The organism is Bifidobacterium asteroides (assembly GCF_048001765.1).
Taxonomy (GTDB): domain Bacteria; phylum Actinomycetota; class Actinomycetes; order Actinomycetales; family Bifidobacteriaceae; genus Bombiscardovia; species Bombiscardovia asteroides_K.
In genome coordinates this window covers 1,430,066-1,443,379 of record NZ_CP181447.1, presented here as the reverse complement: position 1 = coordinate 1,443,379, position 13,314 = coordinate 1,430,066, and the positions used below count along the sequence as shown (strand labels likewise).

Genomic DNA, 13,314 nt, shown 5'->3' with positions numbered 1-13,314 from the left:
ATCGTCCTTTAGACAACTAAGCAATGATTTGGATAAAGGCCGACCGATGCCCGTTGGCTATCAGGGCATCAGGTCGGTCTTTTGCCATATTCAGACTGGTTGACTTGCGGTCTATCCTGGAAGATTTGCCCAACCGTCTTTTGGGTGATTCGACCGGCATAATCCATGGGGGTCATTAATATGGGTGCGAATATCCGCGGTAATCAAGGGGGTTCGGTGAACCTGAAAGACACCAACACCATCACCTCCGATAGCCGTTTCTCCAATCGTGCCTTGCTCATCCTTGAGGATGGGGAAGTGTATGTGGGGAGAGCCTTCGGAGCGGTGGGCACTACCATAGGTGAAATTGTTTTCTCGACCGGGATGACGGGGTATCAAGAAACCCTGACGGATCCCAGCTATGCTCGGCAGATCGTTGTACAGACCTTCCCCCACATCGGTAATACCGGTGTCAATGACCAGGACGGGGAGTCGGACAGAATCTGGGTGGCAGGGTATGTAGTCCGCGAACCCAGCCCCAACGTCAGCAACTGGCGGGCTCGGGGCAGTCTCCATGACCAGCTGGTCGATCAGGGCATCGTCGGTATCAGTCACATAGACACCCGCCGGCTCGTGCGACACTTGCGTTCTGCAGGTGTCATGCGGGCCGGTATTTTTTCAGACCCGGACCCAATGCTCAACGACGGCGGTAGGCCCAGAACCATGCAGGAACTCCTCAATCAGGTCCGTTCGGCCCCCAAGATGACCGGGTCCCACCTGACTGGCGAGGTCAGCACAGACAGGTCCTATATCGTCGAACCAGTCGGAGACCGTCAGGCGAAAGAGCCTGTCTGCACGGTGGCGGCGGTGGATTTGGGAATCAAGTCCATGACCCCTCACAGGCTGGCTGAGCGCGGGTGCAGGGTCCACGTACTTCCCGTCGACACCACCATCGAGCAGATACAGGCCCTGGGGCCTGACGGGGTTTTCTTCTCCAACGGTCCAGGCGACCCATCGACCGCAGACGAGGAGGTGTCGCTCCTCAGGCAGGTCCTGGATGCAGGACTGCCATTCTTTGGAATCTGCCTGGGCAATCAGCTTCTGGGCCGTGCCCTGGGCTTCGAGACCTATAAGCTGAAATTCGGTCATCGCGGCATCAATCAGCCGGTCATGGATCTCAGCACTGGCAAGGTTGAGATTACCGCCCATAATCACGGATTCGCAGTCAAGGCACCCAAGGGAGAACCAGTGCCCTCACCCTATGGTGAAGGCCGATATGGCCGTGTCCGAGTCTCTCATGTCGATCTCAACGACGGCGTGGTCGAGGGTCTGGAGTGTCTGGACATTCCGGCTTTCTCCGTTCAATACCATCCGGAGGCGGCGGCTGGTCCGCACGATGCCTCCTACCTGTTTGACAGGTTCGTCACTTTGATGCAGGACGCCAAGGAAGGGAAGGCACATGCCTAAGCGGCAGGACATCCATTCGGTCATGGTTATCGGCTCGGGGCCCATCGTCATCGGGCAAGCGGCCGAGTTCGACTATTCGGGGACCCAGGCCTGCCGAGTGCTGCGCGAAGAGGGGATTCGTGTCATCCTGGTCAATTCCAATCCCGCCACCATCATGACGGACCCCGAGATGGCCGATGCCACCTATATCGAGCCCATCGCCCTGCCCTTCCTGGAGCGGATCATCGCCAAGGAGCGGCCGGATGCGCTACTGCCCACCCTGGGCGGCCAGACCGCTTTGAACGCTGCCGTGGAGCTGGGCAAAGCCGGAGTGCTGGAGCGCTACGGGGTTGAGCTGATCGGCGCTTCGCTGGAGGCCATCGACAGGGGAGAGGACCGCGAGCTCTTCAAGCAGGTGGTGGACCAGGCTGGCGCCGAGTCGGCCAAGTCCCGCATTGCCCACAGCCTGGATGAGGCCGAAGCAGTAGCCGCCGAACTGGGTTACCCCCTGGTTGTTCGTCCCTCCTTCACCATGGGCGGCTTGGGCTCGGGCATCGCCCATGATCGCGAGGAGCTGAGGCGGATCGCCGGCGCAGGCATTCATTATTCGCCCACTGATGAGATCCTTCTGGAGGAGGGCATCGAGGGGTGGAAGGAGTATGAGCTGGAGCTCATGCGCGACCGTCTGGACAATGTGGTTGTGGTCTGCCCCATCGAGAACGTGGACCCGGTCGGCGTGCACACCGGCGATTCCATCACTGTGGCCCCGGTCTTCACCCTGACCGACCGTGAGTATCAGCGCATGCGTGACATTGGCATCGCCATCATCCGCGGCGTGGGGGTGGATACAGGCGGCTGCAATATCCAATTCGCCGTCAACCCGAAGAACGGCCGGATCATCGTCATCGAAATGAATCCGCGTGTTTCGCGCTCCTCGGCTCTGGCATCCAAGGCCACCGGCTTCCCCATTGCCAAGATCGCGGTCAAGCTGGCCCTGGGATACACCCTGGATGAGATCGAGAACGACATCACCCGCTCAACGCCTGCCTCCTTCGAACCGACCATCGACTATGTGGTCACCAAGATCCCACGCTTCACCTTTGAGAAGTTCCCCGGGGCGGACACCACCCTGACCACCTCGATGAAGTCCGTGGGCGAGGCCATGGCACTTGGCGGAAACTTCCGCGAATCCTTGGGCAAGGCCATGCGCTCCATCGACAAACGGCACATGACCTTCTCCTGGGACGGCCCACGGCCCGACCAGGCTGAGACTGACCAGCTACTGGAGGCCATGCACACCCCCACCGAGCACCGTTACCTGCAGATCCAGCGGGCCTTCTGGGGCGGAGCCACTGTGGAGCAGGTCCACCGGGCTACCAGGATCGATCCCTGGTTCCTGGAGCAGATCAGCATGATCAATGACCTGGCCCTTCAGGTGCGCGAATCCGAGGTCCTGGACGATGACCTGCTGCGCCGGGCCAAGCAATCAGGACTGAGCGACCTGCAGATCGCCCACCTGCGCGGTATGGGCGACCAGGGCGAGGCAGTCGTCAGGGAGCTTCGCTGGGCCTTTGGCCTTCATCCTGTCTACAAGACTGTGGACACCTGCGCAGCTGAGTTCGATGCCGTCACGCCCTACTACTACTCCTGCTACGCCGACGAGTCCGAGCTGCGACCCCGTGAACGCGAGGCGGTCATCATCCTGGGTTCGGGGCCCAACCGGATCGGCCAGGGGGTCGAGTTCGACTACACCTGCGTGCACGCCGTCCAGGAGCTGGGCAAGGACTATGACACCATCATGGTCAACTGCAATCCCGAGACGGTCTCCACTGACTATGACATGTCGGATAGGCTCTATTTCGAGCCGCTGACCTTCGAGGACGTTCTGGAGATCTACCGGGCCGAGAAGGCCATGGGACCTGTCAAGGGCGTCATCGTCCAGCTGGGCGGTCAGACGCCCTTGTCCCTGGCGGCCAGGCTCAAGGAGGCCGGGGTCCCCATTCTTGGAACCAGTCCCGAGTCCATCGACCTGGCCGAGAACCGCGAACTCTTCGGCCAGGTGCTCAGCAAGGAGCATCTGAACGCTCCACGGTACGGCACCGCTCTCTCCCTGGATGAGGCCAAGGAGGCGGCCCACGCCATCGGCTACCCGGTTCTGGTAAGGCCCTCCTACGTGCTGGGCGGACGGGGCATGGAGATCGTCTACGATGACCAGCAGCTGGCCACCTACGTGGATCGCGCCCTGGATGAGGCCAAGGCCGATACGGTGGTCTCTGGCCGCCTGCCCTCGCCCCTGCTGATTGACAAGTTCCTTCAGGATGCCATCGAGATCGATGTGGATGCCCTCTATGACGGGCAGGAGCTCTATATTGGCGGAATCATGGAGCATGTGGAGGAGGCCGGGGTCCACTCCGGTGATGCTGCCTGCACCCTGCCGCCCTCGACTCTCTCTGACGACCAGATCAATCGTTTGCGGCAGGCTACTTTGGCAATAGCCCAAGGATGCGGGGTCCAGGGGCTGATCAATGTTCAGTATGCCTTTATGGCCAACACCCTCTATGTGATCGAGGCCAATCCTCGCGCCTCCCGGACCGTTCCCTTCGCTTCCAAGGCCACGGGTACGGCACTGGCCAAGGCTGCGGCGCGGATCATGGTGGGGGAGACTATCGAGCAGCAACGAGCCAATGGTCTGCTCCTGCCCGTCGGCGACGGCGGCATGGTCCGTGTCGGCCAGCCTGTGGCGGTCAAGGAGTCCGTCCTGCCCTTCAAGCGCTTCCGCACTCCGGTGGGTCGGACCGTGGACATCCTGCTGGGTCCGGAGATGCGCTCCACCGGAGAGGTCATGGGCTTCGATCGGGACTTCCCCCACGCCTTTGCCAAGAGCCAGTTGGCCGCCTACCAGGGCGGTTTGCCCACCGGTGGGGTCGCCTTCCTGTCGGTCAATGACGCGGATAAGCGCCAGCTGCCCATGTTGGCCGCCCGTCTGTTGGAGCAGGGCTTCAGCATCTGTGCCACCAGTGGCACGGCCTCCGTCCTGCGTCGGTACGGCTTCGACGTGGCCGTTGTCGACAAGATCAGCGATGGCGAAGAGCAGGGTCGGGCCTTCACTGATGCCGACGGGGTCAGGCACATGGGCCGAAATCCTGTCCAGCTTATTGAGGACGGGGCCATCGACATGATCCTCAATACGCCCAGTTCCAAGGGTTCGCGCTCCGATGGCTATCTGATTCGGGTGGCTGCCATAGCCGCCGATCTGCCGCAGTTCACCACCATCACCGAATTCTCAGCCGCCTTGATGGCCATTGACGTGGTCAAAAAGGACGACTACGAGGTCATGAGCATCCAGGAACACGCGGCCCGACTGTTGGAGCTGGAGAAGGCCAGGTAGGTACTGGCTATATGATTGACCCATGTTCCGGTCCGGATGTGCCGGAGGATGACCTTTAGGAAAGGAAGTGGCCGTGTCAGCGATTAGCGGTGCCGACATGTCGAGTCAGGACTCTTCGGAGGAACAGACCGGGGGGCCGGGGAAGACGGGCGGCCGGTTGATCGTGCTGACGGGGCCCACGGCCGTAGGCAAGGGCACAGTGGAGGCGGCCCTGCGCCATGCCCACCCCGAGGTCTGGGTCTCCGTCTCGGCCACCACCCGGGCGCCGCGTCCAGGTGAAAAGGACGGCATCACCTACTGGTTCATGAATGAACAGGAGTTTGCCCGCAGGGAGGCCGCCGGGGACTTTCTGGAGACTGCCCTGGTCCATGGCATGTCCCACTATGGCACCCCGCTGCAGCCGGTTCTGGACCATCTGGCGGCAGGGGTGCCCACAATTCTGGAAATCGATCTGCAGGGGGCGCATCGTGTCCGCCAGCGGGCGGGGGAATTGGGCCTGGAAGTGTTCTACGTCTTCCTGGCGCCGCCCTCATTCCAGGACTTGATTACCCGGTTGAACATGCGGGGAACCGAAAATGAGGAGCAGCGGGCCCGAAGGCTGGAGACCGCCAAGGTGGAGCTGGCCTCCGAGGATCAGTTCGATCAGATCATAGTCAACGACAGCGTGGATAAGGCCGCGCAGGCTCTCTGGACAGTGATCGCCAAAGAGTACGGGCTTTAAATATAAGAGCCAGTCGCCAGCAAAATATGCCTTGTATTGCTTTCGTATGTAATGTATTATTGCTTCAGACGAAAGAATAGCTGATTCAGGTCTTGCGCAATGGAGGCGACCATGATATCCGCCACGGTATTCAACATCCAGCAGTTCAGTCTGAATGACGGGCCCGGCATCCGCACGGTGGTCTTCCTCAAGGGCTGTCCTATGAGGTGCGGCTGGTGCTCCAACCCGGAGAGCCAGATCCGCACGCCTCAGTTCGAATGGGATCCAAAGTCGTGCTCGGGGTGTTCTGCCTGTAATGCTCTGCCCGCGTCCCCGGGATTCGTCAAGACCGACCGAAGCAGAGCTGTGGACGTGCATGCACTGCGGTATGACGATCCCGCTGCCCTGGAGGCCGCACGCGAATGCAAGGGGTTGAGTCTGGTTGGGCGGACGCGCGACCTGGATGAGGTTGTCGATCAGTGCATGAAGGATCTGCCCTTCTATCGTCAAAGCGGTGGAGGAGTGACTCTTTCGGGTGGCGAACCCTTGGTGTGGGGGCATTTCTGCGTGGCTCTGCTGTCGGCCCTGCAGGATCGGGGTATCGACACCAACATCGAAACCACCGGGCATGTGCCTGAATCGGTCTTCAGGAGCGCACTTGATCACCTGGATCACGTCTTCATCGATATGAAACACTGGGATGAACAGGCCCATAAGGAGGGGACCGGGGTTGGTCTGAGTCTGATTGAGCGCAACACCAGTTACGCCCTGCATAGTGGCAAGGACGTCCTGGTCAGGACCCCAGTGATTCCTGACTATAACGATAAGCTGGATGATGCCCGACAGATGGCACGGCGTCTGCTGAGACTGGGTGCGGACAGGGTCCAGCTTCTGCCCTTCCACAACTTCGGCGAGTCGAAATACGATCTTTTGCAGCGTGACGACTACAAGTACAGGAATGTGCCCAACACCCACCAGGAGGATCTGGAAGAGTACAGACAGGTCTATGAGCAGGAAGGTGTGCACGCCTTCTTCTGACGCTCACCCGACTTTCGCTACGGTCCCCGGCATTCTAGAATGTTCATGACGGGGCGTGCGACCCCTCGACGAAGGACGGGTTCAGGTGGACAATCGTGCCAACGGCATCCTTGAGATGCTCATCGACAGAGAGCGGATGGAGGTCAGCGAGATCGCCAAGGAAATGGGCGTCTCTCAGGTGACCGTACGCAAATATCTGAACGAGCTGGAGAGTCGTGGCCTCATCACCAGAGAGCATGGCTATGCTGCCATCAAAAGCACAGACAATGTCGAAGGTCGCCTGGCTCGACACTATGAGCAGAAGCTGAGGATTGCCCGCAGAGCCGTCGCCTGTGTACCCGACGGAGCCACGGTCATCGTAGAGAATGGCAGCTGTTGTGCTCTGCTGGCGGTAGAGCTGGCACACACCAAAAAGGACCTCACCATCATCACTAACAGCGCCTTTGTGGCCCACTATGTCGGCGAGGCTGGCAACTGCCAGATTATTCTGATTGGCGGCATCTATCAGCACAGTGCCCAGGTTCTTGTGGGTCCCATGGTCCCCTTGTGCCTTACTGGCATACAGGTGGATGTGATGTTCATCGGTGCCGATGGCTTTGATCCCGATACTGGATTTGCCAACCGTGACCAGATGAGGGCTCAGGCCGTCCGCGACATGGCCATGCACGCTACGCGCATTGTGATTCTCACAGAGAGCGAGAAGTTTGACCATGGCAGCACGGTCTCGCTGAATCTTCCCAAAAAGAACACCATGGTCATCACCGATGACAGCATTCCCGCCGAGGCGTCGAAACAGCTGGTGGAGCATGACATAGAGCTGGAGACGGTCTGACCCGGGAACCCACCGCGAGCGGATGAACCCATATATCAATTGCCTTTAGTTGCGTGTCTACTGGATCCTTCACCATTTTTCTTCCGTGGATGAGTAGCTGACTGACCTTCTTTCATGTGGGTCAGGAAGCGAAGATCCGATAACTCATCAAGGTCCCTAATCAATGCACAAACCGCAGGTGCTGGATTACATAACCTAGTTGTAACTTACGAATGAAATGAAATAGCGTTTCAAAATTGCAATTAACACTAACGTATGATAGTTTTTCTAGTGAAATGTGATTTAGAGCACACCGCGGTGCGGATCTAGCGGTTTACAGGAAGACCCGAATCGCTGTGATCTGAAAGGAAGAATGATGAACGAAGAACATTTCGGCAAGCTGACACCCCGGATGGAGTCCTTCCGTGATCAGCTCCTCTCGGTGACCCCGCAGGTCGACGTCGAACGGGCGATGATCACCACTGAGGTATATAAGAATTGTCAGGATCAGCCGCTGGCCATCAAGAGAGCCATCATGCTCAAGCGGGTTTTGGAATCGATGTCCATTTACATCGAACCGGAAACCCTCATTGCCGGCAATCAGGCCTCGGCCAACCGGGCTGCACCTATCTATCCCGAATATGCCATGGGCTGGGTCATTGACGAGCTGGACCAATTCGACAAGCGTGACGGCGACGTCTTCACCATCACTGAGGAGAATAAGGAGAAGCTGCGCTCCATCGCACCCTTCTGGGAGCACAACACCCTTCAGGATCGCGGGCTGGCAGCCTTCCCTCCCCACTCCAAGCTCTTCTATGACCTGGGAATCATCAAGTCCGAGGGCAACATCACCTCTGGCGATGCCCACTGCGCCGTCAACTACGCCGTCGTCCTCAGCCGTGGCCTCAAGGACTTCAGCCGTCGGGCCCAGGAGAAGCTGGATGAGCTTGATCTGACCGATTACCGGAACATCCACAAGAGCTACTTCTACAGGGCCATCATCATCGTGATCGATGCCATGAAGACTTTTGCTCACCGCTATGCTGAGCTGGCGCTGGAGCAGGCCAAGCAGGCAGCCGGTGAGGGCAATGACAAGCGTGCCGAGGAGCTGCGTGGCATGGCGGAAGCCTTGGAGCACGTGCCCTATGAGCCTGCCAGGAATCTGCGTGAAGCCGTTCAGTCGGTCTGGCTGGTGCATCTGGCACTGCAGATCGAGTCCAACGGCCACTCGCTCTCCTATGGACGCATGGACCAGTACCTGGACCCCTTCTATGAGAGGGATCTGAAGGCCGGGCTCATTGACGAGCCCCAGGCTGTCGAACTGATGACCAACCTTTGGCTGAAGACCTACACCATCAACAAGATTCGTCCATGGAGCCACACGCAGTTCTCTGCTGGTTCACCCCTGTATCAGAATGTGACGGTGGGCGGCCAGAAGCTGGTGAACGGTCAGCCCCAGGATGCCACCAATCCCATGAGCTGGCTCATTCTCAAGTCGGTGGCTCAGAGCCATCTGACCCAGCCCAACCTCACAGTTCGTTATCACAAGAACCTGCCCGATGATTTCATGTCAGAGTGCATTGAGGTGGTCCGTTGCGGCTTCGGCATGCCGGCCTTCAACGATGATGAGATCATCATCCCCAGCTTCATCGACAAGGGGGTGGCTCGCGAGGACGCTTACGAGTATTCGGCCATCGGATGCGTGGAAACCGCGGTCCCCGGCAAGTGGGGATACCGCTGCACGGGTATGAGCTTCCTCAACTTCCCCAAGGCTCTGCTGATCGCCATGAACGACGGCGTGGACCCGGCCAGCGGCACCAAACTGGTCGAAGGGGTCGGTCACTTCAAGAACTTCACCAGTATCGATCAGGTCGAGGCCTGCTGGGACAAGGTCATCCGAGAGATGTGCAGGCAGTGCGTCATTATCGATGCCACCTGTGACATGGTTCTCGAACATGACACCGCTGATATTCTCTGCTCCGCGCTGACTGATGACTGCATCGAGCGTGGACTGAATATGAAGGAAGGTGGAGCGCACTATGACTTCATCTCCGATCTGCAGGTGGGCATAGCCAACCTGGCCGATTCCCTGGCTGCCATGAAGAAGGTGGTTTTCGAGGAGCACAAGGTCACACCTGCCAGGCTTTGGCAGGCCATGCAGGAGAACTGGGAAGGCGAAGAGAATGAGCGCATTCGCCGGCTCATGCAGGAGGCTCCCAAGTACGGCAACGACGACGACTACGTCGACAGCCTGATCCGCAAGGCCTACGACGTGTATATCGACGAGATGAAGAAGTACCACAACACCCGCTACGGCCGTGGTCCCATCGGTGGCACCTACAACGCTGGCACAAGCTCCATCTCGGCCAACGTCCCTCAGGGTGCAGGAACCCTGGCTACCCCCGATGGCCGCAAGAACGGCGAACCCTTGGCCGAAGGCTGCAGTCCCTCTCACTTGGCAGACAAGCATGGTCCTACGGCGGTCTTCAAGTCAGTGTCCAAGCTGCCGACCGAGGACATTACCGGCGGGGTCCTGCTCAACCAGAAGATGACTCCGCAGGTGCTGGCCAAGCCGGAGAACCGGGTAAAGCTCTCCCAGGTCACCCGCGCCTTCTTCGACCAGCTGCATGGCTACCACGTGCAGTACAACGTGGTCTCCCGCGACACCCTGCTGGATGCTCAGGTTCACCCTGACAAGCACAGGGACCTGATCGTCAGGGTGGCTGGATACAGCGCATTCTTCACGGTGCTGTCCAAGGCTACGCAGGACGACATCATCGAGCGGACCGAGCAGACGCTCTGAACCCCCATTTGGCCGGTCGGGGAAACAATCCCGGCCGGCCCTACAAAACAAGTCCATCTAGATAAGTGAAGGACGCTAGCATGAAACTGATCATCGACGATGCCGACACACAAGCCATCAGAAGACTGATCGACATCTATCCTATTGACGGGGTCACGACCAATCCCAGCATTCTGGCCAAGGCGGGCAGGCCTCCCTTCGAGGTGCTGAAAGAGATACGCTCCATCATCGGTCCGGATTTGGAGCTGCATGCACAGGTGGTCGCTAACGACAGTACTGGCATGGTGGCTGATGCGCACAGGATCGTCGATGAACTTGGGCCCCATACCTTCCCCAAGGTTCCCAGCGTCCCCCAGGGCTTCAAAGCCATGAAGACCCTTGTCGCCGAAGGCGTGAAGGTGACTGCCACAGCCATCTACACGCCCCTGCAAGGTTTTCTGGCCGCGAAGGCCGGAGCTTCCTATGCAGCCCCATACATCAACAGGATTGACAATATGGGCTACAACGGCGTTCAGGTCGCCAAGACCATTCATGACATCTTCCGTGCCAACGATCTTGATTGCGAGGTCCTGGCCGCCAGCTTCAAGAACTCGCAGCAGGTTCTGGAACTGGCCCAGTATGGCATCGGAGCGGCTACTCTTGGCTCGCCCATAATCGATGGCCTGGTGAAGAACCAGGCGATCACAGCTGCAGTGGAAGTCTTCAACGCCGACTTCCAGGGTCTGGTAGGTGCCGGAAGGACCATGGCCGACTGCTAGCAATGACCGAGTGAAGCGGTCATTTTCCTACGGGGGCATGGCATTAGCGGTATTCATGCCCCCGTCTGCGTATCCTCCTCCTGAATGGTTGGGTAACCGAGCGGGGATGACACGAAGCGCTTTTCTGATATGCGAAGTTCGTTCTGCAAGGATGCATCATGAAAATTCTGACCGTTGACATTGGTGGTACCACCATCAAATATGCCTATATGCTGGAAGACACCTCAATCGTCTCCCGTAACTCCATGCCTACGCCTCAACGTGGGCGTGACGAGCTGATTGGGGCTCTAACCCAGTTGTTCGAGCAAGAGCCGGGCGTGCAGGGGATCGCCATATCCATGCCTGGAATCATCGACAGCAAAAAAGGCTACTGCGCCATGGGCGGTGCCTTGAGATACAACGACGACTTCTATATAAGACACGCACTCTTCCGCAATTGTCCTGTGCGTATCGTCATTCAAAACGATGCAAAATGCGCAGCCATGGCCGAATCCCGAGTCGGCAGTCTGCAGGATGTACAGGATGGCTTTGTCATTATCCTTGGCACCATGATCGGCGGTGGCTTTATCGTCAATCACCAGCTCTACCGCGGACACCATTTTTCCGCCGGTGAGGTCAGTTACATTATGACTTCTTCCAAGGAGTCGCCGACCCAGGATGGCGTGTGGGGAAACCAATGCAGTGCCACCGGTTTGTGCAGGACCTATGCCGAGCGCAAGAACCTGGATCCCGCAGACGTGGACGGTGTCGCCTTCTTCAAGGCGGTCGACGAGCAAGACCAGACGGCCTTGGAGTGCCTTGATTCCTATGCGCGCGATGTGGCGGTACAGATATACAACATCCAGAACATCTGCGATCCACAACGCTTTGCCATAGGTGGCGGCATCTCGGCCCAACCCGCCCTGATTGAGGCCATCAGGAGCAATCTGGACCGCCTCTATGCCACTTGTCCCTATCACGTTTCCCGTGCCGAGGTGACGGCCTGCAAATTCCAGAACGATGCGAATCTGGTAGGCGCGCTCCAATGCTATCTGGAGGATGCCGACGAAGTGGAGTACTTCGGGAAGAACCCGCAGCTGAATGCCAACGGAGAAGTGGTGGAGAGCACCGAGCCCGCTCTGGTCAATGATTTTGGTGGTGTCTGATGAAAAGGCGGTCCGCCAAGGAGCTTCTTGACATTGTCATCGATGGAATATCGGGAATCTTTCTGCCGATAGTCAATCTGCTGTCGGCTGCTGGCATCATGAAAGGCGTTCTCGTTATTCTGACTACGACCCATGTGCTGAGCACCAGCGACCAGACCTATCTTGTGCTGGACGCCATGGCCTCCAGTCTGTTTACCTTCCTGCCCATGCTACTGGCCTATACGTCAGCCAAGAAGTTCGGTGCCGATCCGTTCATCGCTGTGGTCATTGCCGGCATGCTGCTCTATCCCAATCTGGTTGCGGTGCAGGAGGCAGGCAAAACCATCAGGTTTCTTGGTATCCCTATCCTGGGTGTCAAGTATGCATCCAGCGTGATACCCATCATCCTGGCCGTTGGTGCCTTGGTCTATTTGGAACGATGGCTGGATAGGGTGCTACCCGAAGTGATCAGAGGATTCCTGACGCCTCTGGTATGTATTCTGGTCATAGGGTTCCTCACCCTCTTTGCCTTTGGCCCCATTGGTAAGATCATCGGCGACGGACTGGCATCTGGCTATGAATGGGTGTATGCGCTCTCGCCGGTCATTGCCGGTCTCTTGTTGGGGGCCACCGTCCAGCCCATGGTCATTTTCGGATTCCACTGGAGTCTGATTCTCATAGCCATGAACAATATCGCCGTCAGCGGTCATGATACCGTTCTGGCCATGATGGGTCCGGCGGTCTTCGCACAGGCAGGAGCTGCGCTGGCTGTGATGTTCAAGAGTCATGACAAGGCATTCAAATCCACCTGCCTGTCAGCGGCGGTCTCAGCCCTGTTCGGCATCACCGAACCGGCCATGTTCGGAGTCAATCTGCCCAGAAAAAGGCCACTGTTGGCCGTCTGCGCCGGCGGGGGCATAGGAGGCGTTATTGCAGGGCTTTCCGGTGTCCAGGCCACGGCTTTCGCCTTCCCCAGTCTGGCAGCCTTGCCGATATTCTTCGGTCATGGGTTCGTCGTCTACCTGGGCGCCTGCCTGACTGGTCTGCTCGTGGCCTTCCTGCTGACCATGGTGCTCAAATTCCGAGTTGACAATCTTGAAGAAACTGCGGACCTGGAACCGTCTTCAGCCGAAGTTCCAGAAACCCCGTCAGACAAAACGCCTGTGCTCGTCTGAGGGAATGCTCCCATTTTCATAATGAATGCCCGGTCATCGGCTAGGAAATCGATGACCGGGCATTATGGTCAGTCTTGCTGTTGGGCTCAGCC

Annotated in this window: 9 protein-coding genes; all 9 read left to right on the top strand. The window is 58.4% G+C overall.

Going from position 1 to position 13,314, the window contains the following annotated elements; all coding sequences use genetic code 11:
• Positions 1–216: 216 nt before the first annotated feature.
• The 9 genes from carA to ACNAOV_RS05650 all read left to right on the top strand — a co-directional run bounded on the left by carA (position 217) and on the right by ACNAOV_RS05650 (position 13,222).
• Positions 217–1,446 (top strand): glutamine-hydrolyzing carbamoyl-phosphate synthase small subunit, encoded by a 1,230-nt coding sequence (carA, locus tag ACNAOV_RS05690; RefSeq protein WP_416516951.1) that lies wholly within the window; start codon positions 217–219, stop codon positions 1,444–1,446.
• Positions 1,439–4,813 carry a carbamoyl-phosphate synthase large subunit gene (gene carB, locus ACNAOV_RS05685; protein ID WP_416516950.1) on the top strand — a complete coding sequence of 1,125 codons (3,375 nt, stop codon included), beginning with the start codon at positions 1,439–1,441 and terminating at the stop codon, positions 4,811–4,813. Before carA ends, carB begins: the two co-directional genes overlap by 8 nt.
• A gap of 97 nt (positions 4,814–4,910) precedes the next feature.
• Positions 4,911–5,534 (top strand): guanylate kinase, encoded by a 624-nt coding sequence (gene gmk, locus ACNAOV_RS05680; protein WP_416518162.1) that lies wholly within the window; start codon positions 4,911–4,913, stop codon positions 5,532–5,534.
• 99 nt (positions 5,535–5,633) lie between these two features.
• Positions 5,634–6,551: a glycyl-radical enzyme activating protein gene (locus tag ACNAOV_RS05675; RefSeq protein ID WP_416516949.1), complete on the top strand. Its 918-nt coding sequence runs from the start codon at positions 5,634–5,636 to the stop codon at positions 6,549–6,551.
• An 85-nt stretch (positions 6,552–6,636) separates the two neighbouring features.
• Positions 6,637–7,383 carry a DeoR family transcriptional regulator gene (locus tag ACNAOV_RS05670; RefSeq protein WP_416516948.1) on the top strand — a complete coding sequence of 249 codons (747 nt, stop codon included), beginning with the start codon at positions 6,637–6,639 and terminating at the stop codon, positions 7,381–7,383.
• Between the two features lie 355 nt (positions 7,384–7,738).
• Positions 7,739–10,165 (top strand): glycyl radical protein, encoded by a 2,427-nt coding sequence (locus tag ACNAOV_RS05665; RefSeq protein WP_416516947.1) that lies wholly within the window; start codon positions 7,739–7,741, stop codon positions 10,163–10,165.
• Between the two features lie 80 nt (positions 10,166–10,245).
• Positions 10,246–10,923: a transaldolase family protein gene (locus tag ACNAOV_RS05660; protein WP_416516946.1), complete on the top strand. Its 678-nt coding sequence runs from the start codon at positions 10,246–10,248 to the stop codon at positions 10,921–10,923.
• 158 nt (positions 10,924–11,081) lie between these two features.
• Complete coding sequence (locus ACNAOV_RS05655) at positions 11,082–12,068, top strand: ROK family protein (protein ID WP_416516945.1); 987 nt, start codon at positions 11,082–11,084, stop codon at positions 12,066–12,068.
• On the top strand, positions 12,068–13,222 hold the full coding sequence (locus tag ACNAOV_RS05650) for a PTS transporter subunit EIIC (protein ID WP_416516944.1): 1,155 nt from the start codon (positions 12,068–12,070) through the stop codon (positions 13,220–13,222). Before ACNAOV_RS05655 ends, ACNAOV_RS05650 begins: the two co-directional genes overlap by 1 nt.
• Positions 13,223–13,314 lie beyond the last annotated feature (92 nt).

Coding starts and splice junctions, on each gene's coding strand:
- carB (WP_416516950.1), top strand. CDS start 1,439: ATGCCTAAGCGGCAGGACATCCATTCGGTCATGGTTATCGGCTCGGGG.
- ACNAOV_RS05660 (WP_416516946.1), top strand. CDS start 10,246: ATGAAACTGATCATCGACGATGCCGACACACAAGCCATCAGAAGACTG.
- ACNAOV_RS05665 (WP_416516947.1), top strand. CDS start 7,739: ATGAACGAAGAACATTTCGGCAAGCTGACACCCCGGATGGAGTCCTTC.
- ACNAOV_RS05650 (WP_416516944.1), top strand. CDS start 12,068: ATGAAAAGGCGGTCCGCCAAGGAGCTTCTTGACATTGTCATCGATGGA.
- gmk (WP_416518162.1), top strand. CDS start 4,911: ATGTCGAGTCAGGACTCTTCGGAGGAACAGACCGGGGGGCCGGGGAAG.
- ACNAOV_RS05675 (WP_416516949.1), top strand. CDS start 5,634: ATGGAGGCGACCATGATATCCGCCACGGTATTCAACATCCAGCAGTTC.
- ACNAOV_RS05655 (WP_416516945.1), top strand. CDS start 11,082: ATGAAAATTCTGACCGTTGACATTGGTGGTACCACCATCAAATATGCC.